The sequence below is a fragment of the Vibrio sp. S457-15 genome (assembly GCF_000960545.1).
Lineage (GTDB): Bacteria > Pseudomonadota > Gammaproteobacteria > Enterobacterales > Vibrionaceae > Vibrio > Vibrio parahaemolyticus.
Genome location: NZ_JYOQ01000045.1, coordinates 232972 through 255025 on the forward strand (window position 1 = coordinate 232972; position 22054 = coordinate 255025).

Here is a 22054-nt window from a genome sequence, read left to right on the forward strand (position 1 = left end):
TGTCTCTGAGAATTGGCAACCTAATTCGCTGAGCTTTTCGGACAAAGGGATCAGTGCGCTGATTCAAAGTACGCCAGCAAATCGGACAGTTCTCTCACCGCAAGTGACGCCGAATTTTTAAATTGTTCGGTGATGCCGTGATGCACTAAACAAGACGGTATTTGTGCATTGTACGCAGCTTGTAAATCGTAAAGGAAGTCACCGACATACAGCACTTCATTTGGCATCAAACGCCACTCCTTGGCGAGCACTTGTAGCGATAAAGGATCGGGTTTTGGTGGATAACATTCACGCGTGATCACTTGCTCAACGGTGATTTGGTTATGTTCCAATTTTCTTTGTGTCGCAATTAGGCAGTTTCGCGTCACGATGGCGGTTTTAATCGCTTTTTTCTCCAAGTAGTTCAGCAATTCATGACAGCCAATCATCGGGCTAGACTGTTCAGCATCGGAAATCTCGTGGTCAAAAATGACATTATGTGCATGCTCTTTGTGATGCGGGTGATCGATGCGCTCTACGAAATCCAATAAATCTTCTGTTTGAGGGCAACCGAGTTGCTGACGAAGATCTTGAAAGTTCATATCTGAACTGACGAGCGTGTTGTCTAAATCGAAAATGACGGCTTTTATTCTTTCAAGTTCTAGTGGGAAGGGAATCATAGTGGCCTCGTACAACTTAACCAAACTATCGTTATAAAAACAAAAGGTTATTGTTAAGTTTAGATTCTTCTGGCTAAGTTGTACGAAAATAAATCACTGATGCATCACAAATCGAAAAAGCGCTGCACAGTTCTTATTGCTCTGTTAAGCGGAAGATTTTGCCGCTGTCGGTCGAAAAGTAGATATAGCCATCGGGGCTTATTGTGATATCTCTGATTCGTTCTCCAAGCTTTTCCAGTAAGCGTTGCGATTCTGTGAGCTTGCCATCGTTAATGCTGACGACATTGATATGAGTGAGCTTTAACGCTCCAACTAATATTTTGCCGTCAAGTTCTGAGTATTTATCCCCGCGATAGAGCACCATATTGCTTGGAGCGATAGAGGGAATGTAAACCAATTTGGGGTCTTCCATTCCTGGCAGTGACTTCGCTTCACCCACATCAAGTGGGCCCCAATATTCTTTCCCTTGTGAGACTCTTGCCCAACCGTAGTTCGCCCCTTTTTTAATTAGGTTAATTTCGTCACCTCCACGCGGCCCATGTTCAATCGACCAAAGTTGATCTGTCTCTTTGTCGTAGAACAAACCTTGTGGATTGCGATGCCCGAAACTCCAGATTTCAGGCTTTGCCTTAGAGGAAGTAAAAGGGTTATCTATTGGCACCGTGCCGTCTAGATTCAAGCGTAGTATTGAGCCCGCATGTGTTTGAGTATTTTGCCCGTTGTCTCGTTCACCGCGATCGCCAATCGTGAAGTAGATCTTGCCATCAATAAACGCGATTCGACTGCCAAAATGTCGGCCAGTATCGGTGATGGCATCGGCGATGAAGAGATCTTTCCAGCCAGTTAGTTGCTCGCCACTTAGCGTTGCGGTGGCAAGTGCGACGGTGTTTCCTTTCTGGGTTCGTTTGCTGTAGGTGAAATACAGCTGTGGATTTTTCTTATCGGTATTTGGGGCGAGTGCGACATCCAGTAAACCGGCTTGTCCACTGGTGTTAACGTTCTGAACAGTATGGATTTTCTGGCGTTGACCAGTCATCACATTGAGCAATGAAATGGTGCCATTTTTCTCGTTCACTACTACGCGTTGCGAATCGATAAATTCAATGCCCCAAGGGACTTGAAACCCATTGGCAACCTCATCAGTTTGGTATTGCGCAGCATGAAGTGAAAAAGATAAACAAGCGAGCAGGGCGATGGTTACATTTCTCATGGGTCCTTCCATGTTGAAGTGCGTGGATGCTTAAAAGCTAACACTAAATGGCGAGATCCCCAAATGACGACAAGCTGCAGCGAGCGGTGTATGAATATAAAAATCCCCGATACCAGATCGGGGATTGAGTTAAGGTGTTAGAGATGAATCTGTCTTTCTGCGATTACATTGCCGCTTCGAAGATTGCAGAAATCTCTTCGTGAGTTGCTTGTTTCGGGTTAGTGAAACCACACGCGTCTTTTAATGCGTTGTCTGCTAGTGTTGGGATGTCTTCTAGCTTCGCACCAAGCTCTTTAATACCAGCTGGAATACCAACGTCTTTTGCTAGCGCAACGATAGCGTCGATCGCTGCCGCAGCACCTTGCTCTGCCGACATACCTTCTACATCCACACCCATCGCTTTTGCGACATCACGTAGACGCTCTGGACATACTTGCGCGTTGTAGCGTTGTACGTGAGGAAGCAAGATTGCGTTACATACACCGTGTGGTAGGTCGTAGAAACCACCTAGCTGGTGCGCCATAGCGTGCACGTAGCCTAGAGATGCGTTGTTAAACGCCATGCCAGCCATGAACTGTGCATATGCCATTTGCTCACGAGCTTCTAGGTTTTCGCCGTTTTTCACTGCGGTGCGTAGGTGCGCTTGAATTAACTCGATCGCTTTGATTGCAACAGCGTCAGTAATTGGTGTTGCCGCGATAGATACGTACGCTTCAATCGCGTGAGTTAGCGCGTCCATACCTGTTGCTGCCGTCAAAGACGCTGGCTTAGCAAGCATTAGCTCTGGGTCGTTTACAGAGATAAGAGGCGTTGTGTGTTTATCAACGATTGCCATCTTAATGTGACGCTCTTCATCAGTGATGATGCAGAAACGGGTCATTTCAGATGCAGTACCTGCTGTGGTGTTGATTGCGATTAGTGGCAGCATTGGTTTTGCTGATTGATCCACGCCTTCGTAATCGCCGATTTTTCCGCCGTTAGATGCAACCAGTGCGATGCCTTTTGCACAATCGTGTGGTGAGCCACCACCAAGTGAAATTACGAAGTCACATTCGTTCTCTTTTAGAAGAGCTAAGCCATCATTAACGTTGGTGATTGTAGGGTTTGGTTGAGTGCCATCGAACACAACGGTTGCTACGCCGCGTTCAGTAAGAAGATCTTGAACCTGTTTTACTACGCCGATTTGGTTAAGGATCTTATCCGTAACGATCAAACCTTTCTTAAAGCCTTGAGATTGGATGCTGTTTGCTGCGTCTTTTAGGCAGCCAGCGCCCATTAGGTTTACCGTAGGGATAAAAAATGCACTTGTCATATTGGATTGCTCCGTTGTTATTATTAATAATCTTTCATAATTTGCCATTTAACTGTCGCACACCCCTTTCTAGAACGAAATTGATCCAGAGCAAGTTTACCCATTTAGGGGTACTTTAAAGGAGGAAACTGTGACAGCGATCTTGTTGCACAGTGTGGAGGTGCAACACAAATACAACGTAGCCCAAATATGCAACTATTGACGCAAACGATTGGTAAAAATTGAAATCTGATGATGATTTATATCTCAATTAGACTAAAGTATAAAAAATCCCCATTGATATTCGATCTATCAATGGGGATTTAAAATTGAGTTTTAAGTTATCTATCAGTAATTAGGCGATTTCGACCAATTTTGATACCAATTTATCGATTCCTGAAGCTGCTTGTGAGATATTCTGCGCTAACATGTAAGCTGGCGTAGAAAGCACATTGTGTTTCTCGTCAAACACATACTCCTCTACGTTACATTCAACGTGCTCTCCACCCATTTGGTGAAACGCAGCTGCGGTTGCGTCATCATTACCTATTGTGCCTTTTACGCCATGTTCGTAAATCATAGGAATAATGACAGGGGCAATGCAGAGGTAACCGGCAGGCTTGTTGGCATTTGCGAACGCACGGCAAGCTTGTGCAACGTGTGTATTAATCGAGCATTCCGCGCCAGAAACGGCAAAGTCAGTCAGATTTTTTGCTGCACCAAAGCCACCTGGTAACAATAGCGCATCAAAGTCTTCAACGTTCAGTCTAGCCACATCCTCAATGTTTCCACGCGCTATGCGTGCCGCTTCAACGAGCACGTTGCGTGGCTCATCCATTTCTTCGCCAGTGAGATGATTGATGACGTGTAATTGATCAATGTTTGGAGCGAAGCAATGCCAAGAAGCACCAGCTTTTTCGATGGCGTGCAGGGCTAGCACGGCTTCATGTAACTCTGATCCATCATAAACTCCTGAGCCACTCAAAATAACTGCGACTTTTTTCATTTTAAGATTCCTTTAGTCTGATATTTCCGTTTGTTGCTCTTTTATATTTGGGGATTGAGATTGAGCATTTGCCTTAGTTTCGACGATTTCTTGATCGTCGTCTTCTTCATCATAGTAGCGGACCACAAAAGGTGTCAGCATGACGCTCGATGGTAGAAAGTGTTTCATATCGACTCCAAACGCATAACAGAATCATTTTTATACTGAAATTTATAAAACAGTACGTTGAAGCGGATCATTTTTGAGTTAAGCTGAAGTTTCCTTTGGCATTCGTGAGTAGTAGGTCACATGAAATCCGTGCAATTTCGCTTCACACTTTATGGCTGCATTGCCATCCTCTTTTGGAGTTGCTTACTGGGTATTGCAAGGCTCGTAACCGAAAGTTTAGGGCCAGTAGGTGGGGCGGCGATGTTGTATTCGCTAAGTTCAATCTTTTTATTGATTGTGGTGGGCATCCCAAAGTTGTCTTACTTTTCTCCGAAGTATCTGATAGTTGGCGGCGCAATGTTTGTTTGCTATGAGATCTTTCTTGCGCTTGCTCTTGGGTATTCGAATTCGCGAGCTCAAGCGATTGAGGTATCTATCGTCAACTATTTATGGCCCGCACTGACGGTGTTGTTTGCAGTGTTGGGTAGCAACAAAAAGCCAAGTTGGCTGTTGTATCCAGCAGTAACCCTCGCGTTTATTGGTGTGGCTTGGACAGTGAGCGGCGATAACGGTTTATCCCCGACACAAATCATCTCGAACGTAAGCAGCAATCCGCTGGTGTACTTCATGGCGTTCACTGGCGCGGTGATTTGGGCGGTTTATTGTAATCTCACACAGCGACAACAATCGAAGCACAATGCGATCACGTTGTTTTTTATCGCAACTGCGGTTTCGCTTTGGGTGAAGTACGCATTTGCGGATGAGCCTACAATGACGTTCTCATGGTCAGCTCTTGGGTATCTGTTTGCATCGGCAGCGTTGATGGCGGGTGGTTATGGCTTATGGAACATCGCCATTGTTGGTGGGAACATGGTCTTTTTGGCTACCTTGTCTTACTTCACGCCAATTTTCTCTGCGCTGTTTTCGTCGCTTATCCTTGGTGTGACGTTGAGCAACGGTTTCTGGCAAGGCGTTGTTATGGTGACGGTTGGGTCACTCTTGTGTTGGTTGGTAACAAAAGAGAAACGAGAAGCTGCTGGTTAAACCCTCATTATCTGAGTGATTAATGACTGGTTTGTGGCTTCTCCGGTTCTTGTCGGTGTTGATGAGGCCTGCTTGAGCCGTCATCGTGTTATCGACAGGTCACCAATCATTTTCTTAGGGTAAGCATCAGTCACCAAGCTGAGATAGGTGTGGGAAGGTAAGTCGCATCATGAGATGCGATGTCTAACTTAGGCTTCGTTCCAGTTTGGTTCTTCTAACGCTGGCCAGAGCATCAAATCATCAATACCAACGTCCTTAAAGCCTATCTTTGAGTAATAGCTTTTAAGTGCTTCTACGCTTTCCTCTGAGCGATCTTCTAAAGGAAGCGCCTTTAGACCGATGATGTCGTAAATCGATGTAAAGCGTTCAATAAAGTCCTCAATTAAGGCTTTGGAATACTTATTTCCTCGATGCTCTTTCTTTACCTTTAGTTCGTGAATCACTATGAGGCGATCTGGTTTTGGGCAGATTCCCCAACGCATTGTTTCGTTACGTTTTGCGATGCTTTCTTTTAGCAAGTAATTATCATCAAGAATTTGGATAAAGTGGGCAATGCTGGCGTTTACGTTCAATAATTTATGACAGCTGATAGTACTCGGGACTCTGGATAAATCTACGATGTAAAAGTCACAGGTAGCGACTTCGGTCTCTTCTCCTTGGTCGACAAGAGCAAACATACTCGCTGTCATTACGTTGATACATGATTCAATATCATTTGAATAAGGAGCAGTTGTCAGGGCGTAGTTTATGATCATTGTTCTGTTCCTTTTCACTCGCTAGTAGCACAACGTCGTTTAATAAACGTGACGCGAACACTTAATTTGATGAGGTGTACCAAAGTGACCTCCCTCAGATACTTTAATTAATTCATCGGGCTGTGTTGGCGGAGTGCTGACTCCCGCAATCTTCATACTCACCCCTTTTAAACTTTTTTTTAAAAATGTTTTACAGAGCCGGTATTACTTACAGATATTGGGAGTCAATTTCTTATTATGGTTAGCGTTAATCGTATGGGTGAGCATTCCGACAACGGCCAACTGACAGCGCAGGATTTTTCACGTTTTCCCTATCTAAAACAGTGATCTATTGCACATTTTGATTGCGATTATTCCAGAAGTTTAGAATTTTAATGTCGAGTAAAAATGCAAATAAACCGCGTTCTCCACACAACCAAATTTTTCTATTATGTGCAAATTAAAAAAGTGACATATGTCAAAGTTTGTATATTAAATCGCATTAATAATCGCCATCCCTTAAAGTTTTGACTTAACAACAAAAGGAGTAGATATGTTTGGCTTCTTTAAACGAAAAGCTTTAAAAAAAGAGCCTTTAATCTATACAAAGAACTGGTATTTGGCAGGCTATATGAAGGCAACCGTTTCGGGCTAAATGCAGAAGACTTATGCAAAACAACAGGGCTTAATCTATTCTCGACCCTCAATCTGATTCATAGACTTATAGCGACAGGATTGGTGGAGGAGTATGAGCTTGTTGATGTCGTTTGCTACCGAGCGGTGAACGTGCCAATTTATCTAGATGACACCTCTCCGCCAAGTATTATTACCGATTATGTAAACCGCTCAATTGGCCGAGTAGACTTCAAAGATCTAGCTTGAACCACAAAGAAAAACCGCCGTTACTGGCGGTTTTTTCATTTTCGTAAAGACTGAACACTCAATTTAGGTGCTTTATGATAGAAATACCTGACTTTTGTTTCGTGTTCTAACAATTCGCTACGTTTAAGTTCAGTTGCAGTTTGAATCTGTGCTTCGACAGACGCGTGGTTAGCTGTTTTCGAGTTTGTTCAAGAGTGTCGAGTTCAATCATGTCATCATCAACGTGTAGATCAATGTTCACGCGAAGCTCTTGACCAACCTTCGTTATACCAGCCAGTTTTAGCTGATGGTCAGATACTTTTTCAATTTCTAAAACGTCGTTACCAACAACCTGACAAAGCTCTTTGCTTGGTGTCATCATTAGTAACTCACGTAATGCGCCACACAACATATCAAATGGTACTTTTAGGAAGTAGAAGCCCATAAGTAGCATCATCATTGGGTCCGCGTAGACTGCGTAGTGCGCGAATGGGGTAAGAGATACTAGCCATGCAGCGATAAAACCAACAGTAACTGCCACGCTTAATAGCGTATCCATTTGCCATTGTTTTTTCTCCGCATCGATCAGACCTGATGAGAAACGACGACTTTTTTTCGCCATAAACCACCAAGCGTAACCACAACCGATAACGTTCACGAGACCAAAGATAGTCGCGATTGAGGTATCAACCTCACGACCCCCAGTCATCAATGCAGAGATCGCTGAGTAAAGCGAAAAACACACAACAACAAGAATCACGGCCGCTTTAATCGCAATAACGATAGGTTCGAGTACCGCTTTACCAAATGGAAATACAGATTTTGATGGCTTGCTGATGTAGGAAGATGCCGCCAGTGACAATAAAGTTAACAGTAAACTGACTAGCGAGTAAACACCGTCAAAAACGATGACAATCGACCCAACAAGCAAGCCAAGTACCATACCACCAGCTGCAAACCCAGAAGCTAAAAGGGCTGAAATGGTTAGAATACGGTTTTCGTTTTTGCTTGTCCTGTCACACATAAAAGATGCCTTTTGGTTTTAATACCTTACTATTCTTCTCTTCTGAGGCATTTTAGGCAACTACAAACTGAGTGGAAATTAAACGAGAAAGCGACTGTTTTATTATTTTTCTTTAAATACAATGACTTAATGCAACTTTGTGGTGTCAAATATATTGACAGTCACTGCCTTTTATTTAGAAGTCAAATAAATATTCGCTTAACTTATCTGCTAACCAAGTCATTGCTGGGTGTTCAATCTGACCGTTTGGGGCAAACATACAGTAGTCTTCTTGAGTCAAACCGTAAGTGTGTTTGATGACGGCAAGTTTTTGTTGGCGCAAGTAGTGGCGAATGAGCGGCTCTGGCAATACACCCCATGCGTCTTCTTCCAAAATGGTGTTGAGCATGTAATCGAAACTTGAGAAGCCAATGTATCGAGTTGAGAACGGCTGTAAGCCTGGGTTGTCTTTCTCGTTGAGGTAAACCATCAAAGCTTGCATTTGGCTGCGTAGATCTTCATCGGATACGCGACGCATCTTACTTAAGCGATGATCAACGCTACACACCGACATCATTCGGATTTTACCCAGCGGTTTGTAAACAATGTGCGGGTCATCGATGCGTTCATAGTCGACACCGAACGCAAAATCGACTTGATGAGTACTGACTAAGTTAGCCAAGTCACCACTAGAGGCCAAGATGAGGTTAAACGTTGTAGAAGGGAATCGATTGTTGAGTCGGTGAGACAGTTCTTGCCACAAATCGTCTGGCAGTGAGTCATCACGTGCCACCCAGACTTCGGCGTTGAAGCCTTCGGAGATTTGCGCGCATGTTTTTCTGATTCGTTGAGCTGTGACCAATAAATACTCGCAATCTTTGTAAATTGCTTTTCCCGCTTCCGAAAGCGTCAGCTGGTTTCCTGTTCTTGTGAACAACTCAACATCGAGCTCTTTTTCTAATGCCTTGATCGACATGCTGAGTTTGGTGCGGTTACAGTCTAACTGCCGGGCAGCTTCGGAGACTGAGCCACACTCTGCGATAGTGCAGAAAGCTTCTACCTGAGTTAAGTTCATGATTTGACACAACCAATTAAGAATTTGCAATAAAGTAGGGCACGATAGAGATGTGCTCCCAAAGCTGTGAAAGATTATCGAAAAAAATAGTAATTCGCCAGATAAGTCTATGGTCTTTTAGCGGTTTTGCGGTAACCTATAGCCTATTAATTTCAAAATGCACCAACTGCATTTTGACGTCACATAGTGATATGTGGGCTATAAGAAGTGAACATGGAGGCCACGATGGCACAAGATTGGGACGGCTTAGCAAAGAACTGGGAATCGAACCCAGCAACAGAGCAATTTGCGCAGTCGGTGTTTGCACAGTTACAACAGCTAACTCAGCTTGATGGCATTAAAGTTTTAGATTTTGGATGCGGCACCGGACAATTAAGCCAATTGTTGTCACCCATTGTTAAGGATATTGTGGCGTTAGATGCGTCTGAAGCCATGATTGAAGAGCTCGACAAGAAAGAGTTACTCAACGTTGAGCCAGTCGTAGATGCATTATCACGAGGTTTAGTGGCGCAACATCCTGCTTTCCGCGGACAATTTGATCTTGTGGTTGCGTCTTCTGTCCTTGCTTTTGTCGATGATGTGGAATCATCGTTAGACATTGCTCATTCGTTGCTAAATGAAGGTGGTTACTTCGTTCATTTTGATTGGGTTGCAGAATCCGAGCAAGACGGTTTCACCTTAAGCCGCTCCAAGAATGCATTGAGCAACGCTGGTTTTGTCGATGTTGAATCGAAAAAAGTGTTCGATATCACCTCTGATGGACAAACCATGTCGGTATTAATGGGCGTTGGTCGCCGTTAACTTACCAAAAAGATTAAAAAAGCGAGCCAAGGTGCTCGCTTTTTTGTGGGTGGAATCTAAGCTGATATCGCGGCTTGAATCTCTTGTAGTATCTCTGGATTGGCAATTGCGCCTAAGTTTTCAACTTGTCGACCATTGACTACTTGCTTGACGGCAAGTTCTACCAGCTTGCCTGATCGCGTTTTCGGAATATCGCTGATGGCGAAAATGGCACTCGGCACATGGCGTGGTGAACAGGCCGATTTCAGCTGCGCTTTAATGCTGCCGATTAACTCATCATCCAACTCATCTTGGCTTTCTAATTGAACAAAAAGCCAGATCTGTTCATTTCGATCCACTTCTTTCCCAACTGCTATGGAGTCAACAATGCCATCAATAGCATTCACCTGTTGGTAAATTTCTGCGGTACCAATTCTGACGCCACCTGGATTAAGAGTGGTGTCACTACGGCCATAAAAGACAAAACCGCCAACCTCACTTTTTTCTACATCGTCGCCATGATGCCAAACATTATCGAACTTATCCCAGTAGGCGCGATGGTAACGCTCGCCTGAATCACGCCAGAACCCAGAAGGGAAATTAGGCAGTGAATTGGTGCAAACCAGCTCACCTCGTTCACCTACGACACTGCGGCCTTGTGGATTAAACACTTGCACATCAACGCCTAAGCCTGCGGATTGACACTCGCCTCGATAGACTGGTGATATCGGATTGCCTAATACAAAGCATCCGCAAATATCTGTGCCCCCAGCAATGGACGCTAAATGTACGTCTTCCTTTAAGTGCTCGTAAACGTAATCGAATTGCTCAGGATAAAGTACAGAGCCAGTTGAGCAAATCGTCTTGAGTGCGGGGAAAGCATCGGCTCTTTTCGGTGAGAATTGCGCTTTTTCAATCGCTTCTAGATATTTAGCCGACGTGCCAAACAAGGTCACGTCAGCATTTTGAGCAAGGTTCCACAGCACCTTGTGAGAAGGATAAACAGGGCTACCGTCAAAAATGACTAAGCAGGCTCCGCTTGCAAGGGCGGAAACGTGCCAATTCCACATCATCCAACCACAGGTCGTGTAGTAAAAAACTCGATCGTTCGGTTGAATATCGCAATGCAGTTGATGCTCTTTGACGTGATTCAGAATGGTGCCTCCGACCGAGTGCACGATGCATTTGGGTTTACCTGTCGTACCGGACGAATACAACACAAAAAGTGGGTCATTGAAGTTAACGCGAGTGTAGGTGAGGGGCTCGGGTGAGTATTGATTGAGCACATTTTGCCAATCTTGGGTACAAACATCACATTCAAAGATGTGAGGCTTGAGATAGCTGATTTGGCACACTTGTTTGAGGCCATCGAGATGATCGGATATATGTTGGTTTTTCTCCGCCATGTCGAAAGTTTTGCCATTGAATGTGTAGCCATCACAAGTGAACAAAATTTTTGGTTTTACCTGTCCAAAACGTTCCAGCACACTTTCTACGCCAAAATCTGGCGAGGTTGACGTCCATGTCGCACCTAAGCTGGTGGTTGCCAACATCGCGATGACGGTTTGAGGAAGGTGAGGTAAGTAACCAGCAACAACATCGCCTTGTTTGATGCCACAATCCCTAAGCCACTGTTGAACACTCGAGACTTCATCACACAGCTGTTGCCACGTATAGGTCTGTCGTTCGTCACGCTCATTTTCAAACCAGATGGCGAGCTCATGTGGTTTTTGATAAGCAAAGCTCAATAAGTTTTCTGCGTAGTTAATATGAGCGTCAGGAAACCAACATAAATCGCGATTGAGTACTGGTTGTTGCCATTTGCTCTCGGCTTGGCTTTTTACCGTCTCACCTGCATTACCTATTACATCGCAAAAAAGCCAGACTTCTTGCCAAAACTGCTCGTTATGAGCCAAAGACCATTGGTGCAGGTCTGCGTAGTTTTTTAGGTCAAACCCTTGTCGATTAATGTGTTCGATAAACTGAGTAATATTGGCTTCTGCGATACGACTTTCGCTCGGTTGCCATACTTTGTTGCTCTCGCGCATAGGTCCCTCTATAACAAAGTGATAACAGTTTCAGTCTGAGGGGGAATGCCAATAAAGTCAAACTCCCGCTTCAAAGCTTGTTGTTTTATAAATCATAATGTTACGGTTTTATGTAAACAATATGTTACATCAAGCTTTGATTGAGAAAATCGATCAGGGATTGGAAGCTCTTAAGACTCCAGATAGGCTTAATGTAAAGGATTTGTTAATGGAGATGAGTCATGACTCAATATCGTTCAAAGCCCGTTAGCCAGGATGGAAGGGTAGAATGGAGCCGCGAAGAAGATGCCATTTGGAGTGACCTTGTCACGAGACAAATGAGCGTGATCAAAGAGCGTGCGTGTGATGCTTATCTACGTGGTTTGGAACTGCTGAACTTACCTCAGGATCGCGTGCCTCAGTTGCCGGAAATCAATCGAGTCTTAATGGAAACAACAGGATGGCAGGTTGAGCCTGTGCCTGCTCTGATCGATTTCGACCGATTTTTTAATTTGTTGGGTAACAAACGTTTTCCAGTCGCGACTTTCCTAAGAACCCGAGAAGAGTTCGATTATTTACAAGAGCCGGATTTTTTCCACGAAATTTTCGGCCATTGTGCCATGCTCACGCATCCAGAGTTTGCTGCGTTTACGGAACATTATGGTCAGCTCGGACAAGCGGCAACACCAAAACAGAGAGCTTACTTGGCTCGTCTTTACTGGTTTACCGTTGAATTTGGTTTAGTGAAAGAAGGCACGAAAACCAAAATCTATGGCGGCGGCATACTCTCTTCCCCAGGAGAAACCATCTACGCATTGGAAAGCGAAAGTGCAATTCGTGAGTCCTTTGACCTACAAACGGTATTAAGAACGCCATATCGCATCGATATCATGCAGCCTAAATATTATGTGATTGATGATTTCTCCCAGCTTTTCCAAATTAGCCAACTGAATTTATTGAAACAAGCGGATCTAGCGATAGATGCTGGATTGCTTCCACCACTTTTTGAACCTAAGGAACCTGCTCATGCTGAATGAACAAAAATGCGAAGCTTGTAGCTTTGATGCCATTGCCCTGACGAAAGAAGAACAGCAATCTCTATTGCTGCAGCTGTCCGATTGGCATCTCATTGAAAGGGACGACATTCCGCAACTTGAGAAGGTCTATAAGTTTAAGAACTTTAAACAAGCGTGGGCGTTCAGCAATAAGATTGCGGAATTGGCAGAAGAAGAATTTCATCACCCGTCAATTTTGCTTGAGTGGGGCAAAGTCACCGTGACTTGGTGGAGCCATTCCATTAAAGGTTTGCATAAGAACGATTTCATCTGTGCGTCTAAGTGTGATGCGTTGGTGTTGAGCGAATAAACACGAATGGGCAGCCGTTGTTTGCTATTCATGCTCTGAAAAGCATTAACACACTTAACCGTGAATAAAAAACGCCCGAACTGATATTCGGGCGTTTCCTATTTAGCTTTAGCACTTCTGTTTTATGGCCGCGGTTTTAGCGCCACAGTTGTAGACACTTTGAGATACTACTGTTTTTAGAGTTCGATACGAAAAACTGAGGTTGTGCCTGATACCTCGTTGCCGACGGCAATAAAATGTTGTCCGTTACGAGTAAAGTAGTTAATTGACTCGGGCGCTAGATCGCCCGCTTTAGGATTGTAAGTGTCATTTGCACACTCACCGTCTTCTACCAACGTACATACTGGTTGGGTGTAATCGCGGTGGTTTACATAATGCAAGAACTGCGCTTGTTTTGGTTCGGTGATGTCGTAAACCATAATACCGCCTTGGCGCTCTAAACCGATAAATGCGTAGTATCGCCCATTGATTTTCGCTACTTCGATGGCTTCTGGCTCGATGCCTTTATCATCACTTCGGTCATCACCGCTACTGTTGCTGTCGTTTGTGCTGTTGAAGTGTTTACCTTCGTTCAAGAGGGCAACCGTTGCAAAGTCGTCCCCACTATCAAAAACTAGCTCACCATTTTCATTCCAAATTGAGAATGAACGCGCGCCAAATGCTTGAACGTTTTCTTCTGCGTTTAATGTGTGGTTTGGTTTGATAACTTTTAGTCTAGCTAGCTGTTTGTTATCTTTTAGAGCTTCAGCAAGAGGGTGGTCGGTCGTAACTTTGAGTTTTTTGCCACGGACTTCGTCGATATGGCTCAAACAGGTGCCTTTGACATTGGTGTAATCTGGCGTACCTTGATAGTCATCCTCATCCCACTTGAATCCTGCTTGATCACATTCAGCTTGAGTGGTTTTAAAACCATATTCGCGACCATCCCCTTCATTGGCCGTAACAATGTAGGTTTTGCCATTGACAGAGTAACTGTCTAGCGTGTCGGGCATGTACAAGCCAACTAATTGCGGATAGCTTTTCAAATTGCCGATGATCTTATCTTTATTTGAGGCGTCCAGCTTTGAATTTGACCAAGACTTTTCCCCTAAAGCGACGATTTTTTCTACCGATTGGCTTTGTGGATCAATAATCGCCATCGCGTTATTTTCCTGCAAGGCGACATAAATTTTACCGTTGTCGGCAAACGTCAGGTATTCCGGTTCAAGGTCTTGAGCAATTGAGGCATTAGGGCCGGAAATACGTACAGCTTTTGGCAATTCATCTGAGCGCACTCCATCAAATTCGCCAAAGCCAATTTGCGTAACGTCAGCATTGTTAATACCTTTGCTCAAATCGACCAACGTCACGCTACCTTCGGGATCGATACTGTAATCGGAGTTCGGTTCGCCTTCGTTTGCGGTGGCAATGTAACGACCATCTTTAGAAAAACCAACCATATCTGGCAGCGCACCGGTTTTGAAAGTGGTGATTAGAGAAAGATCATCCGAGCGATACAGCGCGATCAAGCCATCTTCCTGCTTATTATTGTTTTCAATCGCGACGGCGACTAAGCCATTAAATACAGCAACACTGTTGGCCGCGCCGATTTCAATCCCTGTGGAAGTGCCCGCATCGGTTAGGTCAATAAAATCGGTTTGTGAAGGCGCACTGCTTTCGTTGAGCGACAACACATCCACACGTTTGGCTTGAGCATTGACCACGTAAAGTTTGTCCGTGCACGCTTCATAGTTCACGATTTCTGCGGCAGAAGTATCAAACGGCGCATCGGCGATAGATGACCCAACAAACGTCAAACCTTGGATTGAGGTTTCCCCAACAGCGGGTGAACTGATCGGCTTACATTGTGCACTGAAAGATGCGATAACATCGTTCTGTTGCGATGAACATGCGATGGCGAGCGTCGATAACGCCATTGCACCTATTGCCTTAAGTGGGGTGGTCATGATATCTCCTTATCAATCCGATATACTGTCGCTCAATGCATGATTTTCAGATATCTATTCATTCACTGCAGTGGACGATAATAGAACATTGATTGACGTGTGATTTGGTAAGGCTCTGAATATATTTATGATTTATGAATCTTATATGGGCTTTTTATGAAACAAATGTGTCATTGGCGAGATTGCGATGGCATTAGGATTTGGAATGAAAATGGAACTACAACAATTTCTTGATGTGCTTGCATCGTCACCTGAAAAGATTGAATTTGAAACGACGATGGCGGTGATTGAAGACAATTACGATTTTACGCCCGCTGCATTTACGAATGGCAACACGCAAAATGGCGCGAATGAAAACAATGGTTCGTGCAAAATTTTTGCATTCGGCTTATTGAACACTCTCGATAAAGAAGCGACGTTGGCGTGTTTTGGTCGTTTCTACCGCGAGGACGTACTGCTTCACCCAGAAAACAACGATCACCAAAATATCCGCAATTTCATGGTGACGGGGTGGGAAGGCATTCAATTTGAGACTTCTGCGCTTACCGCGAAATAGTTATCATTTTAGAATCGCGTTACATGAAGAAGCCAGTCGTATTATGCGACTGGCTTTTTTTCTAAACACTTGCGGCATAAACAAAGCTGATCGGGCTCCGGCTTAGGCAAGTCACGAGGCTCAATGCCAAAACACCAACACGTTTCTTTTCCTGCTGCAATATCGCAGTGAGCTTGCGAATCGCATTCAGGACAGCTGTGGGTGGAATCTTCGCCGGTGATTTGCTCGATAATGGTTTCTCGTTGGAGTTCGGTTTTGTCTTTCCACTGGATGATTTCATCCATCGTTCGGTGACAGCCAGAACAAATTCCAGCGTTATTTTTACAGGCTGCTCTACACGGTGACTTCATTGCATTCTCGTTCTAATTTTTAATGTCGCGTACTCTAGCACAAAGCAACTCAAAGCCGTCAAAATAAACCGCCCTAACGATCGTTGAGCTTCTTGCCTTATTTGGTCCTGTAACTGGTGAGGGAGCACCGCTGGTGATACTCTTGCGTGAGATGTCTTAACCGCGCTTCATTTATGTTAGAAAAAGAAAACCTGATTAAACTGGCAAGAATGCAAATGCCATTTGGCAAATATGCAGGCAGAGTACTTATTGATTTACCTGAGGAATATTTGCTGTGGTTTGATAAAAAAGGCTGGCCGAGCGGCGAGTTAGGTGACCTATTAAAGCTGTGTTTAGCGTTAAAAATTGAAGGGCTAGACAGCGTCGTGAAACCTTTGAAAAGGATGTAACCTGCCTCGGTACCCCTATTTTTCCACGATACAATGTGTTTTACTTCTAAAGAGTCAGACTGCCTGACTCTTTTTTCTTTAAAGTGAATCGCCAATGAGCCCATAAATGATTGTTTATCATGAGGGGATTCACGAATATTAGGCAAAGAGCATTCCTGACCTTTATAGCGCTGCTCCAAACCACCTCTGTTTCGCGCATTATCGCTAACATCCTAGCGCTAAATAGCATAAGATACTCGGCCTTTACCCAGTACTGAGCCTCTCATCGTAATGACAGACAAAACACAGCAAGCGACATTTGCCGATCTTGGCCTGATTCCAACCTTAGTCGAGCGACTAGAAGCGTTAGAATATAACCAACCAACACCTATTCAATCTCATGCTATCCCTCATGTGCTTGATGGCAGGGATATGATAGGCGGAGCCAATACGGGCTCAGGTAAAACCGCCGCTTTCTCGCTGCCAATTCTGCAGAAAATTCTTCAGCAAGGTGAATCAAATGATCGTCGTGGTAACTTCGTTTCTCATCTGATTTTGGTTCCTACTCGTGAGCTGGCGTCGCAGGCGGCTTACAACGTTAAATCTTACTCATACCATCTTAGAGATAAGATCAAAACGGTTGCCGTATTTGGTGGCGTATCCGTGAACCCGCAAATGCTAGCGCTGCGTGGTGGCTGTGACATCATCGTTGCAACGCCGGGACGACTACTTGATCTGGTATCGAGTAATGCGATTAAGTTAGACCAAGTAAAAACGCTCGTGCTCGATGAAGCCGACCGTATGTTGAGTTTAGGATTTACCGAAGAGCTCAATAAGATTCTTGCCTTACTGCCAGAGAAGAAACAGACACTGCTATTTTCTGCTACTTTCCCTGAGAAAGTCACGACGTTGGCTCAGCACTTACTTAACGATCCTGTTGAAGTTCAGTTACAGAGTGCAGAAGCCAGCACTTTGGTGCAGCGCGTGTTTAGTGTCAATAAAGGTGAAAAGACGGCGGTACTCGCACATCTAATCAAACAGCATCAATGGCGCCAGACTTTAATTTTTGTGAACGCTAAGAATGCCTGTAACCACCTAGCTCAGAAACTGTCAAAACGCGGCATCACTGCCGAAGTTTTTCATGGCGATAAAGGGCAAGGCGCTCGTACTCGCGTTCTTGATGGCTTTAAGTCTGGTGAGATTCAAGTACTGATTGCTACCGATATCGCAGCGCGCGGTCTCGATATTGAAAAATTGCCAGTGGTGATTAACTTCGATCTTCCGCGTAGTCCTGCCGATTATATGCATCGCATTGGACGCAGTGGCCGTGCGGGGGAAGTGGGTCTAGGTCTATCTCTTATCGATTACGATGACTACCACCACTTTAAAGTGATAGAAAAGAAAAATAAGTTCCAGCTTGAACGCGAGCAGGTAGAAGGCTTTGAAGTGGAAGATGACCAAAGTGAAGCCTACTTTTTACCGATGAAGCCGCGTGCAAAGCCAGCAGGAACGGGTAAAAAGAAGAAAAAGCGTAATCAGTAGAAGACGTAATCTACAAGTTAGTCGAATTACGAGAGTTTCTTGGGCGGAGATGAACCAGTTGGCCACTCGCCGCCGTTAACCCTTTTAAGGAACAATAGTAGAGCCTTACTGGATCTGTCAGTAGGGCTCTAATTGTTTTCCAAGGAAGTATACTAGCGACGTGTCGGACGGCCACGAGATGAGCGTTTTTTAAATGAGGATGCTGCTTTCGCTTGTGAATTGAGAATAGAATCAACGGTTAGCGGCATTGGCTCTTTAGGCTCAAGACCGTGAGGGAAAGTACGGGCTCTTGGTGGCAAATTGTATTCTTCTTCACTCGCGCGTGGCATGCGCTTAAAGCGATAAAGGTAAAAGTTTTCTAATTTTTCTCTCGCCCATTCAGTTTTCTTTAAATACTTCACGCTACTTGCAATCGAAGGCTTGGTATTAAAGCAATTAAAACGCATGGCTGTATCTAGAATGTCCCAGCCATAAAAATCTACCAACTCTTGCAACATAGTCTCTAGCTTTAACCCATGCAGTGGGTTGTTTTGTTGCAGTTCGATTCTTTCTTCGTCAGTCATCATTTTAGGGGCCTTACTCATCAAAGGGCGGAGTTTAGCAAAGTATACATTACAGAGATATCTATAGTTAGGCGGCGATGGTTTCAATAGAAACGCCAGAAGGCCTAGGCAACGTATTTAAACCACTAAAGCAAAGGTAAATTGAGAGAAAACTACAAAGCCACCTTGTTTTAGGTGGCTTTGCTTTTGTCTGCGCGTTGCGATTAAATGTAACTCAGCTCAGTGGCTGCCAGTTAGATAAGCGACTCAATGCCGTATTTTGCTCCGTAGTTTTCAACCACGAAATCGATGTCTTTGTCGCCTCGACCTGAAAGGTTGACAAGAATCGAACCTGTTTCACCTTGTTGTGCCAGTTTGATTGCGTATGCGACTGCGTGGGAAGATTCGATAGCCGGAATAATCCCTTCTTCACGAGACAACTCAAAGAAGGCGTCTATCGCTTCGTCATCGTTGATTGAACCATAGTTCACGCGTCCGATGTCTTTTAAATAACTGTGCTGTGGGCCTACCGATGGGTAATCCAAGCCACTGGCGACGGAGTGTACCTCTTGTGGTTCGCCTTGTTCATCTTTAAGCATGTAAGACTTAAACCCGTGCATGATGCCTGGCTCGCCAAGCGTTAGGGTGGCTGCATGTTCACCCACTTTGTCCAAAGATCGTCCAGCAGGCTCGACGCCGTGGATCGCGACGTTTTCATCTTCTAAAAATGCGCTAAACAACCCCATGGCATTTGAGCCGCCACCCACACACGCGACAAGATTGTTCGGCAATTTGCCCGTCATCTCTTTGAACTGAACTCGCGCTTCGTTCCCGATGATGGATTGGAAATCGCGAACCATTTTAGGGAATGGGTGAGGGCCAACCACGGAACCAATGGCATAAAGCTGAGTTTCTGGATCTTTTAGGTACGCTTCAAAGGCAGCATCAACGGCTTCTTTCAGCGTTTTACGTCCGTGCGTGGCAGGAATCACGTTAGCACCAAGGATCCTCATACGGACAACGTTCGGATGCTCTTTGGCGATATCGACTTCGCCCATGTAAATGTCACATTCTAAGCCAACCAAAGCGGCAGCAGTCGCCAATGCCACGCCATGCTGGCCTGCACCAGTTTCCGCAATCAGTTTCTTTTTGCCCATTTTCTTCGCAAGGATGGCTTCACCTAAACAATGGTTAATTTTGTGAGCGCCAGTATGGTTCAAGTCTTCTCGCTTTAGATAAATGTCGGCACCGTATTTCTTAGATAGATTCGCTGCATGAAAAATAGGGCTAGGTCGACCGACAAAGTGTTTATAAAGGCGAGCTAACTCGTCTTTGAACTCTGGATCTTGGCAACATTCTTCATAAGCGGCGTTAATATCTCGCATGATTTGCTCAAGCTCTGGCGGGACAAAGCTGCCACCATATTCGCCAAAATATCCTTCATTGTTGGGCATGTTGTGGTCGAAAGAATTTTTCATTAGTTACGTCCTAGTAAATGAGAGTATTGATACTTTTATACCCAAATTCTCAAATAGGTTGTGTGATCAGTTGCTTAAATCGTGATGCTGCTATCATGAACTAGTTAAATAGTACGAGATTGATCTTGTCTGGAGGAAAATGTGAGTAAGAGGAACAAAAAAGGTCCCGAAAGACTCTAGGCTGTCACAAGGGTCTTTCGGGACAAACAGAGTACAAGGAAGTGTACTCTGCGATGGTGTCTGAAAACGAAAGTTAGATTCGCTTCCGTTGGCAGATGTTAGGGATTTCAAACCATGTTATGTCAGCGAAATGTCACAACTCTTGAATTAACTCAAAAGCTTATTTTTTATTTTTGAACAATGGGTTACGGAGCTTTCTTGTTTTTGGGATTAAAGTTATTTAGAGGGTTTTAGTTATAAAAAAAGCTTGCTAAATAACAGCAAGCTTATCTCTTTTTAGCACACGTGGATGCGCAGAAATCAGTGTTTACGTGCTGAGCCGTTTCTAACGATGTCTTTACCGTTGTCGTAAACATGTTGTGAAACCCAACGGCCCAACAAAAGTTGGTGTTTGTCGCCTAAAACTGCAACAAAAGGACGGCCGTCAGTGTTTGTTGTCGCTAGTGCAACGCCAGTTACCCCTTCCAAACCTAATGCACCGCTCTCGACTAAATGCAGAAAAGCTTCTAACTCTTCAAGACTTTCAATAACGTGGTTATCAATGTTCATGGTATTCGATCTCTTTGAACTGCCGATATTTTGTGGTCGCGTACTCTACATAAGTTAGGCACAGAAACCAAGTTCCCGCTGAGTTATGGTCGGTTCTGAGCTGATTCACTTATTGTTGGGGAGCGCTGGTTAGAGTGGATTCACACAAAACAATGTGGCTTGGTTGCAAGCTGACTTTATGGTTGGAGAGTGAAAGAGGCGATGCAATAATCGGCGAAACAATTTCTCTTTGAAGGTTGCGATGAAAAAGGTTTTGATTACTGGTTTTGAACCGTTTGGTGGTGATGCAATAAATCCGGCGTTGGAGGCTGTGAAAAGGCTAGAAGAAACAAGTCTTGACGGTGGCATCATTGTTACTTGTCAGGTGCCTGTAACGCGTTTTGAGTCCATCAGTGCTGTGATTGATGCGATTGAAGCGCATCAACCAGATTGTGTTATTACCGTTGGTCAGGCCGCGGGTAGAGCGGCAATAACGCCCGAACGTGTTGCAATTAATGTGGATGACTTCCGAATTCCAGACAACGGTGGCAATCAGCCAATCGATGAACCCATCATCGAACATGGCCCGGATGCGTATTTTTCATCTTTGCCAATCAAGCGTATTGCTCAAACGTTGCAAGAGAGCGGTATTCCTTGTCAGGTTTCTAATAGCGCGGGGACGTTTGTGTGCAACCATCTGTTTTATGGAGTGCAGCATTATCTGAGGGACAAATTGATTCGGCTTGGATTTGTGCATATTCCGTTGTTGCCAGAACAAGCGACGGATGGCAATTACCCGTCAATGAGCCTCGATATGATCGTGGCTGGCCTAAAGTTGGTGGCACAAGTTGTCATTGAACACGAAAGCGATGTTGTGGTGAGTGGTGGACAAATTTGTTAGTAAGCTACTGAAATAACTAATAAGTTACTAAGCGTATGTTCTGCCAAATGTTAACTTGCTCAAAATTTGCTTGCTTCGAAAGGAGTAGCATTAGAGTGTCGGATTGAAGGTGTATGACTTTCGTTCGGTGCCCTTGTCACAGGAGGTGTCAGGGGCTTACTCTCAAAAAGGCGAGTTATCATGAAAAGCAACAAAAGTAAGGCTATTGCACTTATCTCTGTCGTTGTTTTCGCTTTGGCTATCGCTGCGCTTAAATTCGAAAACACGCTCGGAATCCTTCCAATCTTAGTCGCGATTATCGCATTCTTTACCTGTGTCATTCACACCAGTATGTACCTGTCGAATGTGAAACGTGCAGAGGCGGTAAGTCATTCTGACTATTCTCAAAACTCAAACCGTCAAACATTAAATCAAGACATAAGCGAGCGTGATAAAAAGCGTTGAAGCAAGTCACATTCTCC

23 protein-coding genes are annotated in these 22054 nt (G+C 44.4%); 9 read left to right on the forward strand and 14 right to left on the reverse strand.

Annotation, left to right across the window (positions count from 1 at the left end; genetic code table 11):
- Positions 1-50: 50 nt before the first annotated feature.
- From UF05_RS07045 to UF05_RS24210, 5 genes are all read right to left on the reverse strand, one after another.
- The gene (locus tag UF05_RS07045; RefSeq protein ID WP_045545819.1) at positions 51-659 is read right to left on the reverse strand and encodes an HAD family hydrolase; all 609 of its coding nucleotides are present in this window, start codon (positions 657-659) and stop codon (positions 51-53) included.
- A gap of 133 nt (positions 660-792) precedes the next feature.
- Entirely contained in the window at positions 793-1869 is a 1077-nt protein-coding gene (locus UF05_RS07050; protein WP_045545818.1) for a PQQ-dependent sugar dehydrogenase, read from the reverse strand.
- A 163-nt stretch (positions 1870-2032) separates the two neighbouring features.
- A complete protein-coding gene (gene yiaY, locus UF05_RS07055) occupies positions 2033-3181 on the reverse strand; it encodes an L-threonine dehydrogenase (RefSeq protein ID WP_005461954.1) in 1149 nt (382 codons plus the stop codon).
- A gap of 334 nt (positions 3182-3515) precedes the next feature.
- Entirely contained in the window at positions 3516-4166 is a 651-nt protein-coding gene (elbB, locus tag UF05_RS07060) for an isoprenoid biosynthesis glyoxalase ElbB (RefSeq protein ID WP_045545817.1), read from the reverse strand.
- Between the two features lie 12 nt (positions 4167-4178).
- Positions 4179-4334 (reverse strand): hypothetical protein, encoded by a 156-nt coding sequence (locus UF05_RS24210; RefSeq protein WP_020842294.1) that lies wholly within the window; start codon positions 4332-4334, stop codon positions 4179-4181.
- A gap of 120 nt (positions 4335-4454) precedes the next feature.
- Between UF05_RS24210 and yddG the strand changes: the two genes are divergently transcribed.
- Positions 4455-5357, forward strand: a complete 903-nt coding sequence (gene yddG / locus UF05_RS07065; RefSeq protein ID WP_045545816.1) for an aromatic amino acid DMT transporter YddG — start codon at positions 4455-4457, stop codon at positions 5355-5357.
- A 188-nt stretch (positions 5358-5545) separates the two neighbouring features.
- Here the strand turns inward: yddG and UF05_RS07070 are convergent, their stop codons facing one another.
- The 3 genes from UF05_RS07070 to UF05_RS07080 all read right to left on the reverse strand — a co-directional run bounded on the left by UF05_RS07070 (position 5546) and on the right by UF05_RS07080 (position 9030).
- Entirely contained in the window at positions 5546-6112 is a 567-nt protein-coding gene (locus tag UF05_RS07070) for a hypothetical protein (RefSeq protein ID WP_045545815.1), read from the reverse strand.
- A 967-nt stretch (positions 6113-7079) separates the two neighbouring features.
- A complete protein-coding gene (locus UF05_RS07075) occupies positions 7080-7976 on the reverse strand; it encodes a cation diffusion facilitator family transporter (RefSeq protein ID WP_005462012.1) in 897 nt (298 codons plus the stop codon).
- Between the two features lie 175 nt (positions 7977-8151).
- Entirely contained in the window at positions 8152-9030 is an 879-nt protein-coding gene (locus UF05_RS07080; protein ID WP_005461877.1) for a LysR family transcriptional regulator, read from the reverse strand.
- A gap of 225 nt (positions 9031-9255) precedes the next feature.
- On the opposite strand from UF05_RS07080, the gene UF05_RS07085 reads away from it, so the two are divergent.
- Entirely contained in the window at positions 9256-9831 is a 576-nt protein-coding gene (locus tag UF05_RS07085; protein WP_045546086.1) for a class I SAM-dependent DNA methyltransferase, read from the forward strand.
- 56 nt (positions 9832-9887) lie between these two features.
- Here UF05_RS07085 and UF05_RS07090 read toward each other — a convergent pair whose 3' ends face one another.
- Entirely contained in the window at positions 9888-11858 is a 1971-nt protein-coding gene (locus tag UF05_RS07090; protein ID WP_045546085.1) for an acetoacetate--CoA ligase, read from the reverse strand.
- A gap of 221 nt (positions 11859-12079) precedes the next feature.
- On the opposite strand from UF05_RS07090, the gene phhA reads away from it, so the two are divergent.
- Positions 12080-12874 (forward strand): phenylalanine 4-monooxygenase, encoded by a 795-nt coding sequence (phhA, locus tag UF05_RS07095; protein WP_005461911.1) that lies wholly within the window; start codon positions 12080-12082, stop codon positions 12872-12874.
- A complete protein-coding gene (locus UF05_RS07100) occupies positions 12864-13202 on the forward strand; it encodes a 4a-hydroxytetrahydrobiopterin dehydratase (protein ID WP_005482617.1) in 339 nt (112 codons plus the stop codon). Before phhA ends, UF05_RS07100 begins: the two co-directional genes overlap by 11 nt.
- Positions 13203-13378: 176 nt before the next feature.
- Here UF05_RS07100 and UF05_RS07105 read toward each other — a convergent pair whose 3' ends face one another.
- Positions 13379-15148 (reverse strand): choice-of-anchor I family protein, encoded by a 1770-nt coding sequence (locus UF05_RS07105; RefSeq protein ID WP_045546084.1) that lies wholly within the window; start codon positions 15146-15148, stop codon positions 13379-13381.
- Between the two features lie 211 nt (positions 15149-15359).
- Here UF05_RS07105 and UF05_RS07110 point away from each other — a divergent pair, with 211 nt between their 5' ends.
- Positions 15360-15704 (forward strand): HopJ type III effector protein, encoded by a 345-nt coding sequence (locus UF05_RS07110; protein ID WP_021450748.1) that lies wholly within the window; start codon positions 15360-15362, stop codon positions 15702-15704.
- A 41-nt stretch (positions 15705-15745) separates the two neighbouring features.
- On the opposite strand, the gene UF05_RS07115 is transcribed toward UF05_RS07110, so the two are convergent.
- Entirely contained in the window at positions 15746-16054 is a 309-nt protein-coding gene (locus UF05_RS07115) for a cysteine-rich CWC family protein (RefSeq protein ID WP_020842285.1), read from the reverse strand.
- A 173-nt stretch (positions 16055-16227) separates the two neighbouring features.
- On the opposite strand from UF05_RS07115, the gene UF05_RS07120 reads away from it, so the two are divergent.
- The gene (locus UF05_RS07120) at positions 16228-16443 is read left to right on the forward strand and encodes a DUF3820 family protein (protein ID WP_005375557.1); all 216 of its coding nucleotides are present in this window, start codon (positions 16228-16230) and stop codon (positions 16441-16443) included.
- 270 nt (positions 16444-16713) lie between these two features.
- Positions 16714-17964 carry a DEAD/DEAH box helicase gene (locus tag UF05_RS07125; RefSeq protein ID WP_020842283.1) on the forward strand — a complete coding sequence of 417 codons (1251 nt, stop codon included), beginning with the start codon at positions 16714-16716 and terminating at the stop codon, positions 17962-17964.
- A 152-nt stretch (positions 17965-18116) separates the two neighbouring features.
- On the opposite strand, the gene UF05_RS07130 is transcribed toward UF05_RS07125, so the two are convergent.
- From UF05_RS07130 to UF05_RS07140, 3 genes are all read right to left on the reverse strand, one after another.
- Positions 18117-18530, reverse strand: a complete 414-nt coding sequence (locus tag UF05_RS07130) for a VF530 family DNA-binding protein (protein WP_005462112.1) — start codon at positions 18528-18530, stop codon at positions 18117-18119.
- Between the two features lie 230 nt (positions 18531-18760).
- Positions 18761-19984, reverse strand: coding sequence for a tryptophan synthase subunit beta (trpB, locus tag UF05_RS07135; RefSeq protein WP_017448076.1), 1224 nt, complete (start codon positions 19982-19984; stop codon positions 18761-18763).
- A 480-nt stretch (positions 19985-20464) separates the two neighbouring features.
- Positions 20465-20713, reverse strand: coding sequence for a hypothetical protein (locus tag UF05_RS07140; protein WP_005462100.1), 249 nt, complete (start codon positions 20711-20713; stop codon positions 20465-20467).
- Between the two features lie 241 nt (positions 20714-20954).
- Here UF05_RS07140 and pcp point away from each other — a divergent pair, with 241 nt between their 5' ends.
- Together pcp and UF05_RS07150 are read left to right on the forward strand one after the other, a co-directional pair.
- The gene (gene pcp, locus UF05_RS07145) at positions 20955-21593 is read left to right on the forward strand and encodes a pyroglutamyl-peptidase I (RefSeq protein ID WP_045546083.1); all 639 of its coding nucleotides are present in this window, start codon (positions 20955-20957) and stop codon (positions 21591-21593) included.
- Between the two features lie 180 nt (positions 21594-21773).
- The gene (locus tag UF05_RS07150) at positions 21774-22037 is read left to right on the forward strand and encodes a hypothetical protein (RefSeq protein WP_025639023.1); all 264 of its coding nucleotides are present in this window, start codon (positions 21774-21776) and stop codon (positions 22035-22037) included.
- Positions 22038-22054: the final 17 nt, after the last annotated feature.